This window comes from Paraflavitalea sp. (genome assembly GCF_059502485.1).
This window is the reverse complement of record NZ_JCACET010000011.1, coordinates 149420-174968: the sequence shown is the minus strand read 5'-3', so window position 1 is coordinate 174968 and position 25549 is coordinate 149420. Positions and strand designations below refer to the sequence as shown.

Sequence of the window (25549 nt, the reverse complement as noted above, 5' to 3'; positions counted from 1 at the left end):
ACACTTCCCATAGAGGAGGAATCGCCCGCTAAAAGTAAACAATTGTCTACGGTACAAGCACTAAAAGATCAGTTTGTGATTAGTCACAAAACAGGCTCACGATATTTCGTGAATACACGGAATATCAAAAACAACAACCATCCCCGCGTAATACAATGTATTGACGATTAGATACTTGCCATGATCAGCGTTCATAGCTGACCGTTTCAGGGTGTATTGTTCTTTTGCCACACCGGCGCAGTAAAGGTTACGCCAAACCGCTTTCCATGTTCTCTGCTGCTACATGGATAAGGGAGCACCACGTTGTTTAAAGTTTGTATGCCATTAACAGATGTATATACTATCGCAGGGTACGGAGATTTTTGGATCGTATTATCATGGATATTGATATTACTGAATGCACCCGCCGCAGGAACTGTGGCCAGCCCGTTGACATAAAATACGGAAAGCACACCGGGCGGCATCCCCTGGTTGGTCTTCTCAAACATACATTCAAAGAAAAGGTTGTGACAGATCTCCACATTATCGGCAAAGCCTCCCCCCATCCAATGGATCTCGGGCGCCACCAACAGGCCATTCATAGCTGTGCCGGTAATTTCATTGTTATGAACAAGGCCATTACTGCTCTTGATAAGAATGCCACGCGAACGGTTATAGCCTACTTTATTATTGCGGATGACAAAACCTCTGCCGGTATGCGTATAGTTGTAAACAACATCTCCGGTGTCCATCGTTGGCAAGGTGTCCACATAAATACGGGTGCCCCGCGTATAACTTGTTTTAAACAAGAGCTCGGGATAGCGGATGTTGATGGCGTGCGTGTCCACTGAGGTAGGCGTGAATGTGGTGGTCGACAATATCTTCATCATGCCGCCCTTTACCCCGGCATACAATACCTGTTGCAAGGTGTCGCCCGCATACAGGATCGGCGCACCTTCTCTGCTCAACACATAAATACTTTTGGTGGCAGTATCGATCCTGCACACCGGCAAGGAGCGGCCACATACGATGATACAATCGTCACCGGTATGTTTCACCTCACAATTCTCCACCAATGGCCCCACGCTGGCATAACTGCTGTGAATGCCATCAGCATTGGAAGAACGCAGGCGGGCCGGCATGCCCGGCTTTGTGGGACCTCTGCCTACTTTACAGCGGTTGTAATGCGTGGCCTTACAATCCCTTTCAAAAAAAGAAAAGCTGTTGGAACTGTATACGTTCACATCCCGCACAGTGGCATACTGGCATTTCTCCAGTTGAAAAGCATGCGCAGCAGGATTGGCCTTGGTCGATACAACATCCAGCACCACCAGGTCACCCACTTTCTCATACGCCACCCAGGCATTGTTCTTGGTCAGCCTGAACCGGCGGGGACCAACTGAATCAAATGCGGAATAATACCCTTCACTGGTGGTAATACTGTTTCTCTTTAATTGCCGCGTAGCCGCATCATAAAACTGTACCCGGCTATGCCTTACATTTTTCACTGCATATCCTGAATCGATCTCTACCTCATACCACAAATTGCTTGGGTCTTTAGCCACAATAACACCCTGCGTAAAACAAAGCGGATCGTAATCGATCGTAAGGTCCTGTACAGTGATGTTCGTACAATTATAGAACCGCAGGGCCAGCTCCTGCGAATTGCAAATAATGGTAGCACCATTCCCCTTGACAGTTACATTGCTCAGGTTATTAAACTGGTAAGCCCCATAAGTCATATTGTTGAGCAAATAAGTACCGGCAGGTATTTCAATGACAGCATTGCCCGCCTGCGCATCGAGAATAGGTTTCAATTCAGGTAATTGCCTGGCTTGCGTAGCTGTGGCGCATAAAATAAATGAGCAAACAGAAAGTAACCTATATAAGAGCATCATACTAATTATTTTTTCGAATTAAGAGAAGCAGCTTCTTTGGCCAGCGCCTGTTGATGAGCTGCAGTGGCAAAAGAGGGAGTAGTAACGGCAGGCGCCATTACAATCGACCTGAAAACATTGTTGTCGTTTTGTTTAACAAGCACAGTAGGAGTGAGGGAAGAAAAAGAACTGTTATAACCTGTGCTGTCGGTGATCGTGACAATTTCTCCGCTGGCGCCAGTGGCATTGTCATTCTTCCGGATGGCATACAATAATACGTGACCGCCTGTTGTCAATCGTCCGGTAACAGCCCGGTATTTGTCAGTAGCAACACCAATAGTGCCATTGCTCACCCAGGTGCCGCTCACCAAAGAATATTTCCGTAGCAGGTTATCATCAGCTATATACAGTACATCCGATCCGCTGCCGGCATTAACGATAAAGAATTGATAGGGGCTACCCGCAGTCGGTGTTCCGGGAAGGTTCACCATCGTTTGCCCGGTAGTCGTTGGCAGTCCTGTTCCCACGGCAGTTAATCGTAAAGAACCCGAAGTAGAAGTGGCATACAACTGCCCGTTGGACACCATTAAAGAGCGGGCCGTAGTGGTTGTAATCTGCGTATGAGTAGTACTACCCAGGGTGGTATACATAATGCCTCCCGATCCGCCACTGACCCAAATGACCGAATCTTCGATAACGGCAGCGCGGACAGTAGCAGCGTTAAACGCACTGATAGCAGTAGCGGCATGTACATTGCCATTGATATCGATAATGGCAACCACTCTTTTTACGGAAGAAGCGGTGGTAGTAGCTACCGAAGCAGTTCCCGGGTCAGCATCATAACCCGCCAACGCCAACTGACTGCCATCCTGCGAGAGGCTGATGTAGCCTTCCGTGTAGTCTGTAGTTGAAATAGGCAACGTCAATCTTTTGTTGCTGCCCGATACGGCTACCGGCATCGGAATACTTCTTACCAGGTCCCCGCAGGGATTGTATTCATCGAGGAAGACAGGCTGAGCAACGCCGGCGGTCAGGGAAAAAGCCCCTGAGCCAATTCTGACGACGACGAAATTGCCGGAAGTAAATGCCTGGGAAAAACAACAAGGCGCAAGTAATACCAGTAAGACAAGGTGTGTAATGCTTTTCATCGTGGCAAGGCTTTAGGCAACAAGTATCCTGAAAAGCATCATGTGTACGACAAAAAGGAAGAGGTATTTTCCGGTGGGAATGTTCCCGGCCATAGGGAATGTTCCCATTAAAATAAAAGCGGGCTTACCGATAACGCTAACACACAGGAAACATCGCCAAAGTTGCGCTTGCCGGATTAATTTGGTAGATTGCAACACCCCAAACCCCTTACATGAAACGGATCTCTTTATTGCTCGCACTCACTTGCCTGTTCCTCGCTGCAACCGCGCAAAGGCAGGTAAAAGGCAGGCAGTTCTTAAATGACAAATGCCAGTCTTTTTACCTGACTCCCTTCTATAGAACAAAAGATATAAACATAGCCCCAGCCATCAAACACCTCGAAGTGGTAGACTTCAGGCCCGATACCAGCCGGATGGGCTTCCTCACAGAAAACAGAAAATGGAAGGACATTCGTTTTCGTGCAGGCCTGCGCCATGAGGTCCAGGCTTACCTGAAAGACCAATACGCCTTTACCGGAGGCATCAGGTCACTGCTGATCATTATTAAAAAATGCTGGTTGTCTGATACGGCTGTAGCCAGACCAACCATGGAGTTGATGAAATATCCGGGCAAAGGCAGAATTGCCTTTCGGGCAGAAGCCTTCCTGAAAACCCCGGAAGGGTATGCGCCTTATACTTATCTGGACACGGTTATCAGTTCTAATGCCAGCGCCGTGAACATCGCCCGCAAGCGGCTCGAAGACTTATTGGAAATCCTAATGGATAAAGTAGCCGCTACAGACGAAGCAGCCGTCATCAAAAGGAACCGTTTCTTTTCATTCGATGCCCTTGACTCACTAAACAAAAGAAGATTTGCATATGCTATGGATACTGCGCTCACACTACGTAAAGGAGTATATGCCAGCCTCGAAGAATTCAGGAACAACAATCCCTCTATCCACAATTATGAAGTGCAGCAAAACAAGGAAGGCCACCTCGACCTCTTCTTAAAAGATGAAGAAGGTAAATTGTATTATTCCCGGAAGATGTGGGGCTATTGCGATGGAGAAAATTGCTACGCCATGATGGATGGCAACCTGTTCCCGGTCGTGCAGGCCGATAACGCCTACTATGTCTGCGGCTCCCGGCAATATAAAGTGGAACAAACAAGAATGCCCTTATTCGTAGTATTCCCGACAGCTTTTTTATTGACTTCGGAATCCATATCAGAAACTGTGCTCAGGAAGCTGTCCTTATTCCAGCTCGACATGCACACGGGGCAAATTGATTGATAGTATACCTAATCACGTAGATATATGAGACTATTGCTAATAGTACTGCTTTTTATTTCCTGCAATAATTTCTCCGGCGAAAAATATCTTTCGGCTGACGGGACTACAACGGAAAAGCTGATCTCATTGCAAAAGCTGGACACTGTTAAAATCATACCGTTCTCCGTCACCTCCAAACCGGCCATCTTTGAAACGGCTTATTTTGCAGGAACGCAAGCTAAAATGGATACTTTCCCCATTAGCTTTTACGCAGTTAACATCGGCAAAATAAACATCGAAAGCGGAAAAGTGATTGCAGGTGACCCGATAGTAATACATGATGCAAAACCATATGCCCACGAATTCCCGGTCGGACAATTTCCTGTTCAACTGGCCATTGCTAAGATCGATAAAGATGAAAGAGTAGCATTCAGCAGGATTTTATTTTCAGATAGCGCTGTAGCGAAATGGGAGTTTGCGTTGCACGAAGGGCAAAAACCCATTCTTATCGATACCGGAACAAAGTATGGCTATGGAGTTGATGCAGGCATTGGTATGTTTATAGACAAAAAAGCCAATGACGCATTTATGGAACTTTACAAAAAGGATGATAGTCTTTGGACAAAAGTGTTCATCAATGAAATGGGCAAACACAGCCGCCCGAGCTGGGACTACGTATTATACAACTTTGATGCGCACAACTTCGCAGCATTCCACACAGGTTATGGCGATGGTTTTTATGCAACATATGTCGGCTACGATAGCAAGGGAAATATTTGCAGACTACTGACAGATTTCGAATTAGTAGAGTGGTGGCCTGAACGGCAAGAGTAGCTCTTACATATGCTTGTTAAGTTCGCCTGTCTTCAGGTACTTGGCAAGACCATCAAACCCAACTTCCGCCGGATCAAAAACTTCACCAGTCTGAGGATCACTAACAAAATACCCGGCGGTTTGCCTGATAATATTGATGTAAGCCCTCATGTATTCAAACAGCTGCGCGGCTTTTTCTCCCTGATACCAGTAGGGAACCGTCAGGAATACGTGGTTATCGTATACAGTCAATGTCAGTGAGGGTTCATCTTCCGGATGGTTGATTTCAATATGATTAAACCTCTTCTGTTCTTTCTCAATGATATCGGGCGTCAGTTGCGCAACATCGCCATAGTGAAAGTCGGAAGCATCGAGGCGTTGGTTATACGCCTTTAAAGCTTTCACGATAGCCAGTTTACGGACCGGGTCTCTGTCTTTTTTAGCCCATTTGTCACTATCAGCTCCAATGATCTCGTCAGCCTCATCGTTGTCTGGCTTGCCCGATTTTGATCTATAGCAGTATAAATCGTAACTCATAATATGGGTGTTTGGTTGATTGTCGAAAGATAGTACTTTTCCATTAAGCCAAACACCCCATCGGTTAAGCGCCCCTTTCTGCAGCCATTTTCGTTTCACATCTTCGTGTTATCAAAAAACAAAGACATGAAACGCTTACTCGCTGTAGCCATTATTATTTTCAGCCTCGTCGCCTGCAAAAAAGAAAAGGCCGAGCCAACACTCACCAAAGTCGACAATACTACTGTCTACCTGTATTACAAAGAAGACCAGGGATTCAATACAGAGAATTGGTTCTCTGCCGATGAAATGAACAACCTGAGCATGCCACAGATCAGCATCAATACCGTCTTACAGCAAGGTTTGTTGTTTGGCTATTACCGCAAGGATAAAGATTATGGTTTCTATAGCCCGGATGCGTTCCCCATCGAATATGGACAGGAAAACTGGCAACACAAGCCTGCCATCACCTTCAGGAAAGCGAAGATCACCTGGGAAGAACTGAGCCAGCTACAGGATGAAAATCCCAATGGCATACCGGCGCAGGTTATCCAGGACACCTGGAACAATGCTGTCAACCCACGCAATATGATCACCCATCCCCATGAAGGTGAAGTATATGTCTTCCGGACCGCCGATGGAAAGACCAAAGGCATGTTGCAGATCAAGGGCATCGCCTCCAACCTTACCCATATCATTACAGAGATCTGGGTAGCAAAGTAGCAGACAACTTCGAACGGCTCAGGGTGGGTCGCCCTCAGGCGCGGCTCACCCTGAGCTAAAACTATTTCTCTCTTTTTTGCTGGTACTTGCATAAATTCGCTACAAACAGCAGCAGCAAGTATATGAAAAGGAACGTCTTATTGCTTTTTTTACTCGTTTCAGTGGTGGCACAAGCCCAGAACAGCATCAACAACTATAAATACGTGGTGGTGCCGGAGAAGTTTGATTTCCTGAAAGATGCCAACCAGTATGGATTAAACTTCCTGACGAAGGCCCTGCTGGAAAACAAAGGCTTTACCGTTTATTTCGACAACCAGGAATTACCCAAAGAAATTGCCACCGACAGATGCAGTGCGCTGAAAGCCGAAGTAGGACAGCGAAAAGCGATCTTTTCCACCAACCTCACCTTCACATTAAAGGACTGCCAGGGCAATGTGATCTTCAAAAGCAAGGAAGGCAAAAGCCGCGAGAAAGACTGGGCCACCTCATATAATGAGGCGCTGACAGATGCATTCAAATCATTGGCCGATGTGCCCTATACTTATGCCGGACCTGCAGCTACCACCAGCCCCCGTCCGGTAGAAGCGCCCGCCACCACGCAGCCAGTTACCCAACCTGCCACACCGGTTACAACACCACCAGTGACACCGGCTACACCAGAATCAAAAGAAGCAGCCGGAACCCTGTATGCACAGGCCACTGCCAACGGCTTCCAATTGATAGATACCTCACCTAAAATAGTCATGTCACTGCTCAAAACCTCAGCGGCCGACTACTACATTGCCACCAAAGGCACTACCAATGGCATCGTATTCAAAAAGAACGGAGAATGGGTCTTTGAATATTATGCTGACAATAAACTCATTGCCGAAAAGCTGCTGATCAAGTTTTAGTGCGGCACTTAAATTGCATGATGGCAGGGAAGTAAACCTCCTTTGCCATGACACTTACTGAATTCCTGATCTTATTGATTATTGCCGCTATATGTGGCGCTGTCGGACAATCCCTCGCAGGGTTTAGCCTCGGCGGTTGTTTCGTTTCCATCGTTGTCGGATTTATCGGCGCCTATATCGGTCCCTGGATCGCAGGCAAATTAGGCCTGCCCGAGATATTTGCGATCACAGTAGGCGGAAAGACCTTCCCCGTGATCTGGGCGGTGATCGGTTCCGCCGTACTCACGCTCGTAATAGGCCTCATTCGCCGCGCCGTTTGGGGACCGGACAGACTGTAAGCACCATCTCCTGGTCGACAGTAATTCTTCCTATCTTTAGAATATGGCCTCAGTTGACGTAACATGGAGTGCCGCCATGAAGAAAGCCCCAACTTATCCATACAGGGCTTACAAAACAAATATTGTTATGTCTATAATAAAGGTAGCATCGAAGACAGCGATAGCACTTTTACTTGGCTTACCTTCTTTGCCGGCAAAAGGACAGGACAATTATTCTTTTCGCATAATTAAATATTTCGAAGCGCAAGGGAAGGTCAATGAGTTTAGCGGGGCTGTGCTGATAACGAAAAAGGGAAACGTTCTGGTTAAGAAAGCGTTTGGATTAGCCAACAGAGAGTGGAATGTTCGAAATACACCTCAGACAAAGTTCAGAATAGGCTCGGTGACAAAGCAATTTACAGCCGCCGCCATCCTTCAGTTGCACCAGGCAGGTAAGTTAAGCATCGAAGACAGACTAAGTAAATATTTCACGGACTTTCCGAAAGGGGACAGCGTCACGCTTCATATGTTGATGAACCATACGTCCGGAATTAAGAGTTATACGAACATCCCGAAAGTCGGAAAGCTCGGAACGCTCCCTTACGAAAAGGACTCGGTGATAACCTTGTTCAAAAACGAACCGTATGAATTTACTCCAGGGACAAATTACAATTACAACAACTCTGGATATTTCCTATTGGGGCGTATCATTGAGAAAGTCAGCGGCGAAACTTACGACAGGTATATCCTGAATAATGTCATTAAGAAAGCAGGACCTGAAAATACAATTGTTAATCGGCTGGACACTATATTGATCAACAGAGCAGCCGGATACTCACGAACACAGACCGGGTGGCAAAACACTGAGTACTATTCTATGGCGTTCCCGTACAGCGCCGGCGCCATCATTTCCACAGTTGAAGACTTGTATATATGGAATAAGGCATTGTTCAGCGGCAAAATAGTTTCACCCGAAATGTTTACGAAAATGACGACACCTGGTTTAAGGAAATATGGCTACGGCCTGATAATAGACTCGGCTTTAAACCAAAGAATAATTGGGCACAGTGGCACGATTCCGGGATTCACGGCTTACAATTTTATTTTTCCTGTAGACGACATACACGTTATTATCCTTTCTAATAACAACTCTAACCTCGAAGCCATTTCCTTCGCTCTAAACGCTATCCTCTTTGGCAAAGAAGTGATTGATCCATATCAACATCGGGAAATACAGATAGATAGTAAATATCTGGAGAAGTTTGTTGGGAAATACCAGACAGACATCGGACAGTTTGAATTGCATATCAAAGATGGTAAACTATACAGGAAGACAGGCGGTGGCGACATGGCACTAAAAGCAGAATCCATTCATAAGTTTTTCTTCGCGGACGGGAGCGACAGGCAATTGAATTTTGTGCTGAACGCCCATGGTATCGTTACCAAAGCACAGATTATCAGGAATGGAGTAGTGCAGGAAATTAAGAAAACCGACTAACCTCAAAATATGAAAAGCCCCACGTAGAAACGTGGGGCGTTGATTGCTTAAATGCTTATGAAAACTACTCTTTAATTATTTTCTTACTCGTTACCTGCTTTCTATTATTGATCACTACCTGGTACACACCAGCTGCTAAGTGCTGCAATGGCAACACCTGTGTTGAACGGTTCAAACTGGCTACCGCCACCAGGGCGCCTGCCGTATTGAACACTTTCACATGCGCGCCGGCATTTACCTCGCCCAGTTGGATAACAAGGTTGTTGACAACAGGATTCGGATACAACCGGATAGTAGAAGCCACTACATCCTGCTGGTGGTCGACAGGAGAGGTTGTGCTGGCGCCACCGGTTAGTAATGCTTCAACAGGCTCTATACCGTATACCAGTTGACCTTTGTAATACACGGTGATTTGTTGATTCTCTGCAAGCGGCGCAGGCAAAGTATAGGAGTGATCATTTTGCTGATCAAAAGCCGACCAGTCCGACTTAGCCATGCGGAACTGAACCACGCCACTGTTAGCCAATGGATACAACTGACCTAAAGAAGGCTTGAAACCAAACTCCAGGTAAGCATCGGCTCCTGCGCGAGGCGTAGCAAGTCTGGTCACTGAACCAATCACATTGGTGCCGCCTACCTGTGCATAATCCACCCAATGATTCACGGGCAAGCTACCTTCAGCGGTAAACCAGTAGCGCACCTTCACATCCTCATAATTCACCGGCACATTCCCTTGATTCAAGAGGTTGATAACCGCACTGATAGAGTTGGCATTGGATTGCTTGCTTTGGGAAACAACCATCAACTGAAGCTGCTCAGCAACAGCAACAGGCTCAGTACCCCAAACCAGTTTACCATTGCGATAGAGCGTAACATGTGCATTAGCTGCATACATAGCACTAACAGCATGCGAATGATCATCCGCTTCATTGAAGTTGGCCCAGTTGCCATTGGCAACACGCGATTGGATAACACCGGAATTACCGCCCGCGGCTAACACACCCGCTGTTGAATCAAACCGGTATTCGATATATCCAAAGGCGCCGGCTGCAGGGTGGGGCAGCGCCACATAATCCGCTTTCACTTTGTTACCCAGCACAGCATAGTCGATCCAGGTATTTACGCCTGCATAGTTCTCTGCTGTGAACCAATAACGGGCAGTCAACTCCTTATAAGCGATGCCAACACTATCACTGTTCACTATTTTCAGGTATGGTCGTATGCTGTTGCCAGTCACATTACTGCCATTGGCATTCAGGTGCTCGGCACGCAGCGCCAAAGGAATCACGGTGAAGGATTGAGAAGCATGAACTTCATTATACAATTCATTGCCCGGCTGCGTAGCTGTTAGCAACACAGTACCCGCACCATTCACCTGCACCTTTCCTTGCGCATCGATCCGCGCAATAGCAGTATCCGAACTGCTGTAAGTAACAGGTAGACCAGAACTGGCTGTTGCAGCAACTGTAAAGTCTGCATCACCGATCCGCTTGTTGGTCAAAGGCCCAAAGCTGATCAATTGGTATTTCTTAAGCTCACTGCCTTGCGCCAACCGGCTCACTTCTTCCGCAGAGAGTCCATAATTGTATATCCTGAAGTCGTCGTATTGATGATCGCTATAAGGATCATTGGGCCACTGCGATCTGCCAATGTAATTGTTGAGCGAAAAGCCCATATCGGAAGGTTTGATCGTAGCATTACTGTCAGTATACTGCAACGCACCATTCACATACAGGCTAAACACATTGCCTTTTTGACTGATCGTGACATGTACCCACTGGTTGAGCGGAATGGCATAATTGATATAACGATCATACGTGCCGGCCGGGCAGGTGATCTTGTAACGGATCTGACTGGTATTGATCCGGGGCGCCAGCATCATAAACACCGCTTCGTTGTTGCCAAAATCAAACAGGCGGGTATTGTTGCCTTGGTTGGCAGGCATCTTGAACCATGAGGCAATGGTAAAGTCATTGAGATTGCTCACCACGCCTTGCGGCAACTGCACATAAGAGCGGGCAGCCACACCAAGCGCAACGCCGCCGGTAGTGCTGTCTTTTCCAGCCACCCAGGTAGCGCCATTGCTCAGCGTACCATGATACGCACCCCACACATCTTCTGCCAACAGGCCGGTGCCTTCATTGAAGGCAATGTACAGGTGTTGGCCAAATACAGGCGTACCAGCCAGTGGTCCTGCTTCGGGTCCGCGACCTGCTGCATTATAAGGCACCACTTTATAATAGTAAGTACGGTCGTTAATGGCAGTGGTATCAACATAATTGATGGCATTCACATTGGCAGCAATCACTGTATAAGCGCCATTGGCGGCATCGGCACGCTGCACCTCATAACGCGCATCATAGATAAAGTCCCAGCTGAGTGTGATGCGGTTGTCGCCGGAAGCTATACGCGGACGCTTCACACTATCAGGCGCCACCAGCGCTTTGGTCGTTAAAGACAACACATTGCTGTTCACACTTTCACCTGCACCATTGAGTGTGGTCACCACATAGTAATATGTGGTAGCAGGCGTCAGCGTGGTATCCAGCGAAGTAAGTTGTGTTGTTTTAGCCAGTATGGTTTCAAAAGGACCTTCAGCAGAAAGCCCTCGCTTCAGGTTGTACGAACGCACGTTGGTGCCCGCATTCCACGTAAGCCTGATCTGGCTCGAAGCCAGCACTTCACCCGTAAGGCTCGAAGGAGGCAGGGGAGTAGCATCTCGCAACACCCGGAATTGTCCGGAGTAAGCAGAGCGACTACCATCGCGGCTGAAAGCTTTGATGCGGTAAGTAGTATGTGCATAAATGCTGTCGATAAAAGTAATGGTGCTACCATACGTATACCCGGCATCAGTATGAATAGCCACAAAGCCGGTATCCACGCCATCCACCTTTCTTTCAATAATGTATTGGGAGCCCAGCTCGCCATTCACATCGAGGTAACGAAGTGTCAACTTCGAATAATTACCGGTGTCGATAGCGCCGGATATCGTTGGCACTGCCAGTTTCCAGTTATGTACAAAAGCAAGCTTGGGATTGTAGGAGAGTGCCGACCGGTTGGCAGCATAATACTTGCCAGCCTTGGTGAGCGTATCGGCCAGCACCATCGCCCGTTTATTTTCCACCCAGTTGTAAATGGAATAGCGCTCTATAAATGAAGTAGTATCGAGCACTTCAAGGATACCTTTGAGGTCATTGTATTGCTTTTCAAATTGCGCAGCAGGATCAGCAGGCCAGGCCTCACCGGTCCAGTTGGCGCCATTGTTCCATTCCGTGATCCACAACGGACGTTTTACCTGGTCGTAAATAGCTTTAAGACCACTGTACCATTGCTGCGGCGTACGGCTGTTCCAGTAACAATGCACCGCTACAAAGTCTACCCGGTAATTGAGCGAATCACATTTACTGAGGAAAGTAGACAGCCAGGTATTGGAAGAGTTGGCAGGAGCGGGAGAGCCAATGCGCAGGCCCGACTTCATCATCTCCGGCCACTGCCGGATCGCTTCCTCTACAGGCATATTGGCCTGATCGGCCTGATCAGGTTCATTGAACCCAAGCAGTGTATTCGAATTTGTTTTGGCATTGATCTCTGTAAACGAAGGCCACCCTGCATTGTGACGGATCAACGCATAATTATAATCAAGCGTAGGTATGCCACCGATATTCCAGTCGTAAAACCAGGTGCTGTTAGTCAGCTGCACCGGCAAGCCGCCACCGGCCCATCCTTTCTTCGAAGGCCAGTCCCACTTGAACACCCGGATAAAAGAAACAGAAGTATCTAACCCTTCAGGCATAGCATTCACTACCAGGTCGCTGTCGTTGGCCACAAACACACGGCTATAGCCCGTGCCATCCGGATTGTTGGCCAGTGTGGCCATAAACCCACGGCGCAGCCTGAACGATCGCACTTTGTTGTCGAATACACCAAGGCTGTCATGGTAAGTAGCCGTTTCAAAAGTCCGGCTATCACCAGACAGCACAGGTGCAGTAAACACTTCGAGCGCTTGCATGGCAGTAACATTGCCATTCGGAATAATGGCAGTACCATTCTTATACATAGCGATACGCACGTTGGGGTTCCCGGCTGCAGGTGCGCCATTAACAGTTATCTTATCCAGCCAGTTGGCCACCACCTGCGTAGGCTTCACGTTGTCGATAAATAACCAGGCATCATTGCTATTGAGCTCAACCGTTGAATTGACCATCGGTGTGTTACCACTGAGGTGCAGGTCAACCTTACCATTAGCAATAAAGTGTGTATTGAAAGAAGTGAGATAAGAAGCTGTAGGCCCCGTCACTATCTCATTTTGTACAGGCCCGGTGATGACAGCAGCAGGCGCATAAGCACCCTCTTCATAAGTCACGGACGCAACTTCCATATTCACAGCCCCGGCAGGATAGTTCTTCCCGAATATGAACCGCGGCTCACTAAAGAATTTACGCACGGCCAGTTCGCCCACCGTAAAGAGCCCCCAGTCGCCGGTAACAGTTAAATAATAAGTACCAGCCTCCTGGGAAGTAAAACCAAAGTTCTCCCGCTTCAATACACGCGTACCGGTGGTCACAAACGTGCGTGAAGCGAGGCGGTCGGTAATGGCCGTTGTTTTGCCGATGCCTACCGTCATGGAACGACCGCCCGTACTATTGGAGAAATAAGCATGCAGCATCGAGAAGTCATAATTCGTATTCGCCTCCAGCGTCACCGGATAATAGAAAACAGTATTCTGCGTAGCAGCATTATCCCAGCGCAGGAACAGCAGGCGACCATTGTAGGTAGCACCGTCGAGCGTATGCGTATTCACGGTGGCGTTTACATCGGTGTAGCGGACACCGCTGGTACCATTGGCCACGTTAAACAGGTTGGTAACCGTAGTACTGTGATACCCCCAGCCATAAGCGCTGGGCATGCCCGTATTGTTGGGCGCTGTGCCGGCCCAGTTGCCAATCAATGACGGGCTGCCGCTATAAGGCGGATCATTCACCTCCACGCCATTCACAATGTCTTTAATAGCCGCCAGCGGCTGCGTTTCCACCCACACACCATTCTGGTAGATATAGGCAGAATCACCCTTTACCGCCACACGGACGGTATGTTGTTCGCCGCTTCGTGAAAGCGTAATGGCCTTCGCCGCGCTAAGCGTTGAGCTGGTTTTAAGGTTTAACCCGTCCAGCGATAAGCGCCATCCCTTCATGGCTGCATTCCGGGACTCGATGTCGAGGCCCCGCCCGCTGACAGCATCCACCCGGCCCACCACTTCCAGCGTGTAGCTGGCAGGGATAGCAATATTGCTGGTAACGGTATCTATACCGGTTGCATTATTGAATGTCCTGTTGCTCAGTAAGGTCTGATTAAGCGTGGTTTTTACGGGCAGGTTGGGAGATTGAGCGAGGGCGTTCGTGGTAAATAATGATAGCACCGCCGCCGATAGGATAGATAGAAATTTGTTCATACAGCAATGTTTGGTTTAATGTATTGGAGAGTCAATCGTACCCGCAAAATAGCCCTTCAGCATGCCGGAGATGGGGGGCTGAATAAGAGAAAAGGGGGTTGATTTTTGCAATTACCCCTGCCTGGCACAGCTTTATTAATATAACAGGCTGATTACTTGTAAAATGATCATAAACAATAAGTAGAAACCCTAATTGCCTTCAAATCAACAAATTCGGTAATTTAACCCGATATTGCATTATTGCAGCTATTTATGCCCAACAGGAATAAAAAAAGAAAGATCCAGGAAAGTGAAGGTTTTATGGAGTTGTTGATCAACTCTGTGCCCGCCATGATCTTCTACCTTGATGCAGAACAACGGTACACGATCTACAACGAAACATTCATGCAGTGGTATAATGTGGATGCCGATGAAGCCATTGGCGTTACGGCAGCTGAGTTTATCGGCGAGGCTGCCTATGCCAGGATAGCGCCGAACCTTGCCAAAGCCTACGCCGGAGAACAGGTACGGTTCGAAATGCTTGCCCCCACCAGGATCAATCCCAACAAATGGTTGAGCATTGTCTATACACCCGACAAACGCAGTGATGGCAACGTCACAGGCATTATAGTACATGCTACGGACATCACAGAAAGCAAGCGTACAGAAATAGCCCTGCGGGAAAGTGAGGCACGCTTCCGCTCTGTATTCGAGCAGGCGCCCCTCGGCATTGCCCTGATGGAAGGCAGGGAGATGATCATTACCCTCGGCAACGACAGGATATTCGAGATCTGGGGCAAACCCTCCACCATCACTGGACTACCAGTAATGCAGGCACTCCCCGAACTGGAAGGACAACCCTTCCTCGCATTGATGGAAGGCGTTTACGACACCGGCATTCCGCACTTTGGCACCGGCACCATGGCAAAGCTCGTGCGCAATGGCGTGTTGGAAGATGCCTATTTCGACTTTGTATACACCCCCGTGCGCAATGCAGCGGGCAAGGTCACCGGCATCATGACGCTCGCTACTGAGGTCACAGAGCGCGAACTGGCCAACCAGGCCATTGCCCGAAGCCAGGCAGAACAGGCGCTTACCTTGCGCACACTGGAAGAAAAAGAAGCCGTACTCAGAAACGCGATAGAATTGGCAGAACTGGGCACCTGGAGCGTAGACATCATCAACCGCAAGATCAGTTATTCGGAACGCATGCAGCAATGGCTGGGCATAGAAGAGGCCACCATGCCATCAGGGGCTTCACCGCGTATTCACCCCGACGACGGCGAACGTATCTACAAAGCCTTTAGCAAAGCCATGGAAAAAGGCGGCACAGGCCGCTTCGATGAAGTATACAAGATCAACAACGTAATAACAGGAGCTACACGCATTATCCACGCCAGCGGCATCACCCAGTTTGATGAGCAGGGCAATCCCGTAAAGTTATCCGGTACTGCACAGGATGTCACGATCCAGCAGGACCTGCAAACGAAGCTGGAACAGGAAGTGCAATTGCGTACCGAAGAACTGGGATCGGCAATAGAAGAACTACAGGCTACCAATGAAGAGTTGGCCGATGCCAATGAACAACTGCTGCGTTCCAATGAAGAGCTGGCACAATATGCGTATGTGGCCAGCCATGACCTGCAGGAACCCTTGCGCAAGATACAGGTATACGCCAGCATGCTCACTGCCAAAAAAGAGATGCCGCAACGCAGCCTCGACCTCGCATCGAAAATAGCCGAATCATCAGAGCGCATGAGACAGTTGATACTCGGTCTGCTCGACTTCTCACGGCTGCTGAAATCAGACACCATTTACCAACCGGTCGATCTTAACAAAGTAGTGAAAGAGGTATTGCACGACTTCGAACTCGTCGCCAATGAAAAGAATGCCACCTTCAACGTAGATAAGTTACCATCCATTGAAGCAGTCGGCCTTCAAATGAACCAACTCTTCTATAACCTCATCAGCAACAGCCTCAAATTTACCAAGCCCGATGTGCCACCGGTCATTACCATTACAGCCCATGCCGCAACAGCTGAACAGTTGCGCGAACACATCAGAACGCCACTTCCCTTTGCATCCTATTATAAGATCTGCATAAGAGACAACGGTATCGGGTTCGAAAAACAATACTTCGACCAGATATTCGAAATATTCAAACGCCTGCATGGCCGCGAAACCTATCCCGGCTCAGGCATCGGATTAGCCCTCTGCAGAAGGATTATTTCCAACCACGGCGGAGCACTCTATACCGAATCGACACCGGGCGAAGGAGCCACCTTCTGTCTCATTTTACCGGATAAACAGTCGGGTTGACCCGGTAAGAATAGATTGGCCGTCCGGAGAAAAGGCCACTGAATATACTATTGAAAAAGCGTTAACCTTGCTTATTGTCCGATAGTTTCTAAAAACGGATTATAAATTTTTAGTCCGGGGATCTTCTCCATAGTCGCGCCATTGGCAGGCAGATCTATGCTGATATTGATCTTACAGACCACTTGTAAGAGCCAATCCAGCGCCATGTTAGTGGCTTCCGGATTTCCGGTTCCATCATGAAACAACAGCACTTTATTCCTTATTCCATTGGCAGCCAACGTTGCAATGATCTGCCGTCCTTCATTTTGATACCAATCTTTGGCACTTAAGTCCCAGCCAAGTACTGCTAAGTTCAGCCGTTTGCAGGCTGCTAAATACGAAGGAGTTAATTTGCCGTATGGAGGCCTTGCCAGGGAAGGTTGTACGCCGGTTATATTGCGTATAGCATTCATCGTTCTGTTCAACATTTCATAGACCTCTGTACTGGTCTGGTCTTCCGTTGAACTATGCACCCAGTGGTGAATGCCAATATTATGCCCTTCATCGGCAATCCTTTTGACGATAGATTCATTATTGACCAGGGAGGTGCCAATTAAAAAAAATACAGCCTTTGCATGGTACTTTTTTAAAGTATCCAAAATAAGTGGTGTAGAAAGATAATGCGGGCCATCATCGAATGTGAGCACACAATAATCCGGACCACTCTTCTTATTTTGAAAATCCGCAACCAACATTTCCCGTGCTTCAAATCCGTTCACATAAGTATTATAGACTTTTTTCAAAAAAGCATGAGCGGGTGGCATCAATCCATCTTTTTCACTCAATATTTCTTCTATCATTTGCGGATGTTTGGAAAGAAGGTACCTGATAGCAAACTGATCATTTTCCCTCCTGTTTTCATCCAACAGGTGCACCTGGTGGTAGGGCTCTGCTTCTGGCGCACAAATGATAGACAAATTTTGTTGTTGCGCCCGCATCCCCAGTTCCCAGTCTTCCATCGACTTCAGATTTGTATCGAACCCACCCAGCGAGATCATCACACTTTTCTTTGCAGAAACACTTCCCGTGCCCAACCGTGACCATTTGTATTTATAATTTGCAAGGTTCTCGCCATAGGTAAGAATAATTTTCCCCCAATCTGCCAGCCAAGCATCCGTAAAGCTTCTTTGCTGAGCAGCCCTCCAGATATGCAAACGGTCATCTTCACGCATCAGATCAAACTCCTCTTCGCCGACAATGTCAGCGGCAAGCCTTAAAAAGTCCGCCTCGTTGGATTGGTAAACCTCCAGTATCCGTAACTTTCGTTCTACCGGAATATTGCCGCTGATATGTGAAAATGTTCTCCGCCCGAAAATTCCTCCCACAACAAATCCTTCTGTTTTGGCGGCAAAATGCCGGTGCGTGTGCATAGACAAAACAGCCGGCGGTACAATGTGGTCGGCGTCGGAAAAAAATACCATCTCATAGGCCGCGTGTACCATACCCATATTACGTGCGTACGCGGCCCCTTTTTTAGACGGTATGGATAGTATTTTAATCCTTTGTTTGTTAAGATCCGCAACGCCGGTAAGGTCCTCTTCAGATCCATCATCTACGATGATCAGCTCCCCGGTTGTTTCCATGAAATCGCTCTGCAGCCAGGAAAGGACTGAATACAGTAATTGAGTTTTATTCTTGTGAAACGGAATGATAATGCTCCATCGCAAAAAAGTCAGTGGGGGCTTGGGGGCCTGCAATGTAAGATCCAGGCGGCCGGCTTTATACGAATAGCCCAGCATCATACCCGTTTTATTGGCCTCGTGCCACCCGATGGACAACTTTGCGGAAGCCGTTGTAAGAGGATTGCTCCTCGATAGTGAACTGCTCCGGTCTGTTACATGATAAAGCCGCTTGTCTATCCATTTCACAGGAAACCTTGAAGCAATCGAATATAACATCAGCCTGTCTTCATAAAACCTGCCCTGATATGCGTCGGAAATATTCCAGCCCCCCATTTCCAATAAAAACTTTCTCCTGTATGTACGTGCTACCTGGTAAGGCTTGTAGCTTAAATACGCTATCGGGCTCTCTGCCTGATAGCCTTTTTGCATTGTTGTTTGAGTTCCTGTATGGATGTAAGCATCGCTGTATACGGCAGCAACCTCCCCATCCGTATTAAAAGCATTTACCACCGTTTCAAGCGCACACTGCTCCAGCCAGTCATCCGAATCGAGATGCAGGAATAAGGGAGCATTACAACTGTACAATCCACGGTTGAGCGCCTTGGACAAACCTGTATTTTGAGGCAGCGATATAATGCGAAGGCGGCTATCATGCATATACTCTTTTATACCTGCTAATGAATCATCATCAGAGGCATCATCGATTACTAGCACCTCAAAGTGTTGTATGGATTGCGTAAACACACTTTCCAGCGTTTTCCTGATCTTCTTTCCGGCATTGAACAGGGGGATACAAACAGCTATTACGGGCGAAGATGCGTCGGAAAACAAAGGAAGAATGATCTTATAATCCCAGCAGTTCCTGTCGAGACCAAGCACAAATTGAATATTGTCAGGATTGTTGACAACCTCGTATGGAACATACGTTAACGCCTCCATTATGGTTTCTTTGGTAGATCCCGGCGGAGCAATCAGACAATAGCCCAGCCGGTAACCCATAATGCCGGCTGTCACAGCAATAAACCTGCTTTCACACTGTTCCGCTACCCTTAGCTGAGATCGTTGTTTTCTGACAACCATATCAAAAACGTAAGCATCCAGCTCTGCGTACTTATGCGCAATCTGTAAGAGCCCCTGTATTTGCTCATAGTAACTTTTAATAGAGCGGGAGTGCTCTATATGTACTACTTTGGCTTTATGGCAATACATGAAAACGCCTTCCTGCTTGAATAATTTAAAGGATAAGTCCATATCGTGGCAACGGAATCCCTTTTCATCGAATCCACCCACACTTTCGAACCTCGATTTAGGCGCCATAGCATTACAGCTATACCAAAAGTCCCACCTGTTTTCATTTGCCCTGCTGCTTTCAATCTCTTCAATACGATGATCGATCCTGCAAACTGCCTCAAGATCATTAAACTGTACATCGGCCGGATCTGGAAGCTGATCACGGTTAATAGCAGGAAGCTCATGCGTAGCACCATATAAGATAGCATCCGGAAAATTCATCAACGATTGATGATATTCCTCAAGGCAGTGTGGATCGAGAATACAGTCGGAATCAATAAACAGGAAATAATCGCCCGATGCAAAACGTGCTCCCAGATTACGGCAGATTCCGGCCGTATGACCAGAGAATTGTTCCGGCTTGTGGAAAGGGATTATATGAAGAGGAAGACCGCTATGGTCTTCATTCAAAGACAGACCGGTCGATTGGGATCGATCATCAACCAGTATTAGCTCGAACAAATCCGGATCGAGCGTTTGCCGTTGTACTGATTTTATAAAATGCTTAATGATTGCAGATCCGGCAAATGGCGAAATGATGCTGATTAGAGGTCTTGACATAATAAGAAAGATATTTATGGCAATAAAGGCTCTTCTTGCATAAGTTGATCATTCACATCAAGTGATTCAATAGAATATACCAATCCGGGTTTATCGGAAACAATATTAAACCGGCCGGCCGTTTCCTGTAACTTCGTTTGAATGCGTTCAGCAGAACCAGCAACCTGTATAAAAAAACAATAGATATTTGCTACAATAGCTGTGGCATCATATTTCTCAGCATTTCCCTTCGCCTTCCCGCTTAATTCATCCAGCAGCCCCTGATCTGAATATAGTATTCGTAAAGAACGGGCCCAAAGCTGAGGCAACCCATAAGGCAGGATCAAACCTCCTTGCCCTACCGTAAAAGGCAAGTTGCCCCTGTTACTGGCCAACACAGGAATTCCGTTTAACTGAGCTTCCAAAACAATTCTGCCAAAAGCTTCCATCCATCTTGAAGGCACAACTAGTATCCTGGTTTTTGCATACACTTCTTTCATGTCGGAAACCGGCCCTATGATCTTTACATTCGGCAGAGATGTAAGGAAATCAATAGCCCTGACTTCCTCCTGGCTCAACTTTGATTGGCTCCAGCCTAAAACAACCAGAAAAGGAATGGCGGGTAGCAATCTGCAAAACTCACAGAACAGATGCAACCCTTTTTCTGCCCGTGGATTTATATAAGTAACATAATGCGGAGACCTTGCACTGGTCCAATAGAGATCCGGCCTTACTACACTCGGCAAATAATAAACTTCTCTTTTGTATTCGGTTCTACATGCAGCGGATGTAACAGGAGAATTGGCAAAAACAGTTGCAGATGCAGGAAGCACAGGAAGGTTGTCGGCGCCTATGCTAAACACCCAATGAATGGACCTTATACCCAGTAAAGCAGCCTCACGTTGTATCGTTTCACTTCCCTTTAGAAAGCTGATAACAAGTTCAGGCATGAGCGTTTTCAGAAGCATCGAGCAATAACTGTAAAAGTTATTCCTTTCTACTGAAAGGATAAGAATACCATTCTTTCTTAATCCGACAAATAGATCCGGAACAGGAATGCTGATCTCCTTCACAAGAATATGCTGCTGATCCGTAAAGATTTCCAAACCAGATTCGTCGATTATTCTTTTTTGATAAGTAGTTACGAATGCAGCTGGCAAAACCGATACTTGAATACTATGGATCCCTTTTAAAGCAAGGCCTTCTATAACCGTATATACAGTAGTTTCTGCTCCTCCATCAAAAGACAGCGGATAGCACGGCCTTTCGCTTGCATAAAAAAACAACATATAGACCTGCTGCTATTCTTTTTCGTGGTAGGGAGAGTAGAAAGAATAGGGTGAATGGTAAGGTGAGTAGGAGTTTGAATAAGGATCGAATCCAGCTGATTGATCACCTCCTGAAGAAAACGCGTTGCCGGCAAAAGATTTTATACCAAGCAAACCAAATAATAACGTGGCTGCTGTAGCCATGATCATTTTTCTCCTCGAAAAATCTGCAGCTCCATGTTGGCCGGAGTAGGCCGCCTTATCTATCCTCATCTCTGATGACTGTTGCGTATCTTCAATTGCTTCAAGGCTTGTAACACCCAAATGAAGAATGGGGAAATCGGATTTGCAAAATTGCCATGCTGAATCATTGGAAGCAGCCCCCTTTAATTCACCCGAGGAGAACCTGCCCTGCGAACCCATGGCAAAATATTGAAAGTTAAATAAGATAGGATGATCTGACAGGATTAAATACCAAAAGCCATTAGCTTCCAACTTCGTTTTAATTGTAAACATGGAATTAAAGTTTAACTATAGACTTCTTTATAGCTTCAGAGAGTAGGACAGTTGCAGGAGAACAAATATTTATTTGCGATGTTGCGATAACTGCGTCCAATTTAATCCATTATTTTTATGATATCAAGAAAACTGCGACTGTACTCCCTAAAAACCGTGTTTACACCCTTTTTATATGTCAATCTATCAAATCCCGGCATCAAAAGTAAATTGGACAATTCCTTCAAGGCTTTCTCCGGAGAAAGCATTTTTGTTTGAAGACAAGGGTTCATTGAATATCCTGGAAATAGGTCATACGGATGTTGCCATAAGAAATTACTTCCTTGAACGGGGTCATCAATTTACAGGCCTGGACTTAATTTCAAACAAGGCTGATTTTCACTGTGATATGAATTTCTTACCGTTTGGGAAAAACGAATTTGATGCTGTACTGATTAACTCCACCCTGCAATACTCCTTCTCCCCGCTACAGACATTTTGTGAGATCAACAGGGTGTTGAAAAATGAAGGATTTGTAACAGGAACAATTGCATTTCTTGAACCTGGTGTTTGGAAAAGCCTCTATCACCCAACAGCACGCGGGCTATACGAAATGATGCGGATTGCAGGCTTTGAAGTACCACATATCTGGCCATGTTGGAATGTGATCGACGCATTGATCATGGCAATAGAAAATGACAATTCGCTGATAGAAAAAGAGACCATGCTGCAAAACCTCAAAAACATTCAGCGATCAGATGAATATTCAGCGTTGTCCATGAATGTAAACTATGCCGGCGGCCTTAATTTCCAGGGCATAAAAATGGGTTAATGCGGCAAAAACGGATAGCCGCAGGCCATGCAGGCCCGCTTTTTGATTATACAAATGTGTTCCACAACCACCCACAAAAAGTATTAAATCAAAAACGATGAGAAACCTACTTATTCCGTTCCTTGCCAGTTCATTACTGACAGTAACCGCTTGCACAAAAGATGACGATGACAATTTACCCGAACAAGGCCCGCCAGTAGAAAACAATCCCGCCAATACACAATATAAACCCGCTTTTTCCGGACAAACGCGCATTGGTAGCGTGAAGACACTCACTGAATACCAGGTGAAAACACTCACTACCGCATTGGCAAGCCCCTGGGGCATCACATCATTACCCGATGGCCGATTGTTGATCACAGAAAAAGGAGGTCGCCTGCGTATCGTCACAACAGAAGGCGCGGTGAGCGCTGCCATCACAGGTCTGCCAGCCGTAAATGCCAATGGTCAGGGCGGCTTGCTAGGACTTCGCATCGATCCACAATTTGAAAGTAACCGCATGGTGTATTGGGTATTTTCAGAACCGGTTGCAGGCGGCACTAATACCGCTGTAGGCAAAGGCAGATTGGCCAATGATGAAAAGACAATAGAAGGAGCCACGGTCATCTATCGGGCCTTACCAGCCTACAATGGCACACTGCATTACGGAGGCCGCATTGTATTCGATGCCAGCGGCAATCTATTCGTAAGCACCGGAGAGCGTTCCGACCTCGCTACCCGTCCACTGGCGCAGGATGTAACTTCCGGTTTGGGTAAGATCGTCCATATTACCAAAGACGGACAGGCCGTTGCCGGCAATCCTTTCGGCTCACAAAACGGCGCACGTCCCGAACTATACTCGATAGGGCATCGCAATCCACAGGGCATCGCCATACATCCGCAAACAGGAGAGCTTTGGAATAGTGAACATGGCCCGCGAGGAGGCGACGAGATCAACCGCGTACTGTCAGGCCGCAACTACGGCTGGCCAACGATCACCTATGGCATTGAATACAGCGGACAACCCATTGGACAGGCTATTCAGCAAAAAGAAGGCATGGAACAACCCGTTTATTATTGGGACCCTGTAGTTTCGCCCAGCGGCATGACCTTCTACAACAGTGATCGCATTGCCGAATGGAAGAATGATCTCTTCATCGGTGCGCTCAGCGGCTCACATATCGTACGCTTGGTGATAAGAGACAACAAAGTAGTAGGAGAGGAGAGACTGCTGGCCAGCGAAGGACAACGATTCAGAGACGTCACCCAGGGCAAAGAAGGCGCTTTATACGCCATCACCGATCAGGGGCGTTTATACCAGATCGATAAGAAACAGACAAATTGATTAACTTATAGGCGAAAGGCTGCCTCGTAAAAAGAGGCAGCCTTTCATCGCTAAAGATTTTCCCTGTAAACTTCTACAGGTATTTTATCCCTGTCAGTAACTACAACACCGAAAGTATTTTCAATATTGGAGGATATGACCTCGAACTTTCCAAGAGCTACCATTTTTTTATTGATGCGTACGCCATCTGCATAATCCTCATAGATGCCAACAGGCAAAGGTTGATACGCAGGAGTAGACTTGATAAACCTGGTAAAGAAATAGGGATCCAGTTCACCAAATTCAAGTCCGAATACCAATGAAGTTTCTATCTGTTGCCCGGTTGTCAAATGGGTGAAGCCGCAATGATATCCATGTAGATAATAACGCCAGCCATCTACTTCTCCCACTTGTCTTTCACTATTTTTAAGAAGGTTGAACGTTAGCAAGGGAAACGCAGTATTGATGGTGATGCCTAATTGATCAATCAATTTATTGATTAGTTCTGTCGACAACCTTCGGTAATCCTTGGCGCATTTTTCAAAAAAATCCTGGTGCATTGCAATCTCCTCGTCCGCAATTAGTTTAGCGATATAAATCTCATTGCTAAACGTAGGAATGCCTACGTGGAAGCCCTCAAGATCGCTCTTTAATTGTTCGCCAATACTTTCACGTTTTTTTTCTACTGATGGAGCAAAAATGAGGCGTAGCTTTTTTCCGCGTGGAATGCACCGTATAGTATCAGGAGTTGGCAGCTGATCAATTGACTTTATGGTAAGGCTTTCTATCCCGTTGTCCAACGGTGCTTTTTTCTTGCGCCAGACAAATTGAAATAGCTTCATGGTGATTATAGTAAGAAAGCGGGAATAAATTCACGAAGTAGCGCCAATGATCCGGTTGATATAACTCACCAGTTCCTGTTTCTTGGCAATAAAGGCTTGGTATTCCATATGCATTTCGGGCTGGAGATAATAATGGGCAATTTCTTCTGAGCTCATGTTATCGGTAAAGTGCAGGCTTCTGACCTCTTCAATAAAGTTCTCCAGTGACCGCTCATAACTCACCGCCCGCATAATAGCTTCCGGGGCCCGGTTGATCAGTCGCAACCTTTCCCGGTCCGACAAGTCAGTAGTAAGATACACTTCATCAACCGCCACATTGGCGATCATTTCCGCACCAACCCTGCCCACACCATTACAGTAGGCACAGGTGCCGGGCTCCCATTTCAACTCCATCTGGAGCCTTTTAATATCATACCGGTCCACATTGCCCTTGCCAAGGCACCGGGGACAGGAAATAGTATTTCCCTTCTTTTTCTTAAATAACCAATTGAAAAGACGCATGTTATGGATTGTTGCACATCCCGGGCAGGGTATCGCCGCCCGGATCAATGACAGCA

At 46.9% G+C, this 25549-nt stretch carries 18 protein-coding genes; 9 read left to right on the top strand and 9 right to left on the bottom strand.

The window, feature by feature from the left end; translation table 11 throughout:
- Positions 1-206 precede the first annotated feature (206 nt).
- Both AC5JBY_RS28530 and AC5JBY_RS28525 read right to left on the bottom strand, forming a co-directional pair.
- Entirely contained in the window at positions 207-1877 is a 1671-nt protein-coding gene (locus AC5JBY_RS28530) for a hypothetical protein (RefSeq protein WP_495908094.1), read from the bottom strand.
- A gap of 5 nt (positions 1878-1882) precedes the next feature.
- On the bottom strand, positions 1883-3004 hold the full coding sequence (locus AC5JBY_RS28525) for a hypothetical protein (RefSeq protein ID WP_495908093.1): 1122 nt from the start codon (positions 3002-3004) through the stop codon (positions 1883-1885).
- Positions 3005-3216: 212 nt separating this feature from the next.
- Here AC5JBY_RS28525 and AC5JBY_RS28520 point away from each other — a divergent pair, with 212 nt between their 5' ends.
- Positions 3217-4275 (top strand): hypothetical protein, encoded by a 1059-nt coding sequence (locus tag AC5JBY_RS28520; protein WP_495908092.1) that lies wholly within the window; start codon positions 3217-3219, stop codon positions 4273-4275.
- 24 nt (positions 4276-4299) lie between these two features.
- Positions 4300-5088: a DUF4241 domain-containing protein gene (locus AC5JBY_RS28515; RefSeq protein ID WP_495908091.1), complete on the top strand. Its 789-nt coding sequence runs from the start codon at positions 4300-4302 to the stop codon at positions 5086-5088.
- Between the two features lie 3 nt (positions 5089-5091).
- Here AC5JBY_RS28515 and AC5JBY_RS28510 read toward each other — a convergent pair whose 3' ends face one another.
- Entirely contained in the window at positions 5092-5604 is a 513-nt protein-coding gene (locus AC5JBY_RS28510) for a hypothetical protein (RefSeq protein WP_495908090.1), read from the bottom strand.
- Between the two features lie 126 nt (positions 5605-5730).
- Here AC5JBY_RS28510 and AC5JBY_RS28505 point away from each other — a divergent pair, with 126 nt between their 5' ends.
- From AC5JBY_RS28505 to AC5JBY_RS28490, 4 genes are all read left to right on the top strand, one after another.
- The gene (locus tag AC5JBY_RS28505) at positions 5731-6306 is read left to right on the top strand and encodes a hypothetical protein (RefSeq protein WP_495908089.1); all 576 of its coding nucleotides are present in this window, start codon (positions 5731-5733) and stop codon (positions 6304-6306) included.
- 122 nt (positions 6307-6428) lie between these two features.
- Positions 6429-7199: a hypothetical protein gene (locus tag AC5JBY_RS28500; RefSeq protein WP_495908088.1), complete on the top strand. Its 771-nt coding sequence runs from the start codon at positions 6429-6431 to the stop codon at positions 7197-7199.
- A gap of 47 nt (positions 7200-7246) precedes the next feature.
- The gene (locus AC5JBY_RS28495) at positions 7247-7537 is read left to right on the top strand and encodes a GlsB/YeaQ/YmgE family stress response membrane protein (RefSeq protein WP_495908087.1); all 291 of its coding nucleotides are present in this window, start codon (positions 7247-7249) and stop codon (positions 7535-7537) included.
- A 43-nt stretch (positions 7538-7580) separates the two neighbouring features.
- On the top strand, positions 7581-9014 hold the full coding sequence (locus tag AC5JBY_RS28490) for a serine hydrolase (RefSeq protein WP_495908086.1): 1434 nt from the start codon (positions 7581-7583) through the stop codon (positions 9012-9014).
- A gap of 64 nt (positions 9015-9078) precedes the next feature.
- Here AC5JBY_RS28490 and AC5JBY_RS28485 read toward each other — a convergent pair whose 3' ends face one another.
- On the bottom strand, positions 9079-14463 hold the full coding sequence (locus tag AC5JBY_RS28485) for a cellulose binding domain-containing protein (RefSeq protein ID WP_495908085.1): 5385 nt from the start codon (positions 14461-14463) through the stop codon (positions 9079-9081).
- Between the two features lie 252 nt (positions 14464-14715).
- Between AC5JBY_RS28485 and AC5JBY_RS28480 the strand changes: the two genes are divergently transcribed.
- Positions 14716-16761 carry a PAS domain-containing sensor histidine kinase gene (locus AC5JBY_RS28480; protein ID WP_495908084.1) on the top strand — a complete coding sequence of 682 codons (2046 nt, stop codon included), beginning with the start codon at positions 14716-14718 and terminating at the stop codon, positions 16759-16761.
- A 71-nt stretch (positions 16762-16832) separates the two neighbouring features.
- Here the strand turns inward: AC5JBY_RS28480 and AC5JBY_RS28475 are convergent, their stop codons facing one another.
- The 3 genes from AC5JBY_RS28475 to AC5JBY_RS28465 are packed head-to-tail and all read right to left on the bottom strand — an operon-like array spanning position 16833 to position 22036.
- The gene (locus AC5JBY_RS28475) at positions 16833-20273 is read right to left on the bottom strand and encodes a glycosyltransferase (RefSeq protein WP_495908083.1); all 3441 of its coding nucleotides are present in this window, start codon (positions 20271-20273) and stop codon (positions 16833-16835) included.
- Between the two features lie 14 nt (positions 20274-20287).
- Positions 20288-21541 (bottom strand): glycosyltransferase, encoded by a 1254-nt coding sequence (locus tag AC5JBY_RS28470; RefSeq protein WP_495908082.1) that lies wholly within the window; start codon positions 21539-21541, stop codon positions 20288-20290.
- 12 nt (positions 21542-21553) lie between these two features.
- Positions 21554-22036 carry a hypothetical protein gene (locus AC5JBY_RS28465; protein ID WP_495908081.1) on the bottom strand — a complete coding sequence of 161 codons (483 nt, stop codon included), beginning with the start codon at positions 22034-22036 and terminating at the stop codon, positions 21554-21556.
- 175 nt (positions 22037-22211) lie between these two features.
- Between AC5JBY_RS28465 and AC5JBY_RS28460 the strand changes: the two genes are divergently transcribed.
- Complete coding sequence (locus AC5JBY_RS28460) at positions 22212-22847, top strand: class I SAM-dependent methyltransferase (protein ID WP_495908080.1); 636 nt, start codon at positions 22212-22214, stop codon at positions 22845-22847.
- Positions 22848-22944: 97 nt separating this feature from the next.
- The gene (locus AC5JBY_RS28455; RefSeq protein ID WP_495908079.1) at positions 22945-24171 is read left to right on the top strand and encodes a PQQ-dependent sugar dehydrogenase; all 1227 of its coding nucleotides are present in this window, start codon (positions 22945-22947) and stop codon (positions 24169-24171) included.
- A 50-nt stretch (positions 24172-24221) separates the two neighbouring features.
- On the opposite strand, the gene AC5JBY_RS28450 is transcribed toward AC5JBY_RS28455, so the two are convergent.
- A complete protein-coding gene (locus AC5JBY_RS28450; RefSeq protein ID WP_495908078.1) occupies positions 24222-24992 on the bottom strand; it encodes a DUF6896 domain-containing protein in 771 nt (256 codons plus the stop codon).
- 30 nt (positions 24993-25022) lie between these two features.
- Complete coding sequence (locus tag AC5JBY_RS28445) at positions 25023-25493, bottom strand: hypothetical protein (RefSeq protein WP_495908077.1); 471 nt, start codon at positions 25491-25493, stop codon at positions 25023-25025.
- Between the last annotated feature and the right edge of the window lie 56 nt (positions 25494-25549).

What these genes read in the sequence shown, in the direction of transcription:
- AC5JBY_RS28505 (WP_495908089.1), top strand. Translation starts at nt 5,731, where the DNA reads ATGAAACGCTTACTCGCTGTAGCCATTATTATTTTCAGCCTCGTCGCC.
- AC5JBY_RS28530 (WP_495908094.1), bottom strand. Translation starts at nt 1,877, where the DNA reads ATGATGCTCTTATATAGGTTACTTTCTGTTTGCTCATTTATTTTATGC.
- AC5JBY_RS28515 (WP_495908091.1), top strand. Translation starts at nt 4,300, where the DNA reads ATGAGACTATTGCTAATAGTACTGCTTTTTATTTCCTGCAATAATTTC.
- AC5JBY_RS28510 (WP_495908090.1), bottom strand. Translation starts at nt 5,604, where the DNA reads ATGAGTTACGATTTATACTGCTATAGATCAAAATCGGGCAAGCCAGAC.
- AC5JBY_RS28475 (WP_495908083.1), bottom strand. Translation starts at nt 20,273, where the DNA reads ATGTCAAGACCTCTAATCAGCATCATTTCGCCATTTGCCGGATCTGCA.
- AC5JBY_RS28460 (WP_495908080.1), top strand. Translation starts at nt 22,212, where the DNA reads ATGTCAATCTATCAAATCCCGGCATCAAAAGTAAATTGGACAATTCCT.
- AC5JBY_RS28525 (WP_495908093.1), bottom strand. Translation starts at nt 3,004, where the DNA reads ATGAAAAGCATTACACACCTTGTCTTACTGGTATTACTTGCGCCTTGT.
- AC5JBY_RS28465 (WP_495908081.1), bottom strand. Translation starts at nt 22,036, where the DNA reads ATGTTTACAATTAAAACGAAGTTGGAAGCTAATGGCTTTTGGTATTTA.
- AC5JBY_RS28485 (WP_495908085.1), bottom strand. Translation starts at nt 14,463, where the DNA reads ATGAACAAATTTCTATCTATCCTATCGGCGGCGGTGCTATCATTATTT.
- AC5JBY_RS28500 (WP_495908088.1), top strand. Translation starts at nt 6,429, where the DNA reads ATGAAAAGGAACGTCTTATTGCTTTTTTTACTCGTTTCAGTGGTGGCA.
- AC5JBY_RS28495 (WP_495908087.1), top strand. Translation starts at nt 7,247, where the DNA reads ATGACACTTACTGAATTCCTGATCTTATTGATTATTGCCGCTATATGT.
- AC5JBY_RS28490 (WP_495908086.1), top strand. Translation starts at nt 7,581, where the DNA reads ATGGCCTCAGTTGACGTAACATGGAGTGCCGCCATGAAGAAAGCCCCA.
- AC5JBY_RS28480 (WP_495908084.1), top strand. Translation starts at nt 14,716, where the DNA reads ATGCCCAACAGGAATAAAAAAAGAAAGATCCAGGAAAGTGAAGGTTTT.
- AC5JBY_RS28470 (WP_495908082.1), bottom strand. Translation starts at nt 21,541, where the DNA reads ATGTTGTTTTTTTATGCAAGCGAAAGGCCGTGCTATCCGCTGTCTTTT.
- AC5JBY_RS28520 (WP_495908092.1), top strand. Translation starts at nt 3,217, where the DNA reads ATGAAACGGATCTCTTTATTGCTCGCACTCACTTGCCTGTTCCTCGCT.
- AC5JBY_RS28450 (WP_495908078.1), bottom strand. Translation starts at nt 24,992, where the DNA reads ATGAAGCTATTTCAATTTGTCTGGCGCAAGAAAAAAGCACCGTTGGAC.
- AC5JBY_RS28445 (WP_495908077.1), bottom strand. Translation starts at nt 25,493, where the DNA reads ATGCGTCTTTTCAATTGGTTATTTAAGAAAAAGAAGGGAAATACTATT.
- AC5JBY_RS28455 (WP_495908079.1), top strand. Translation starts at nt 22,945, where the DNA reads ATGAGAAACCTACTTATTCCGTTCCTTGCCAGTTCATTACTGACAGTA.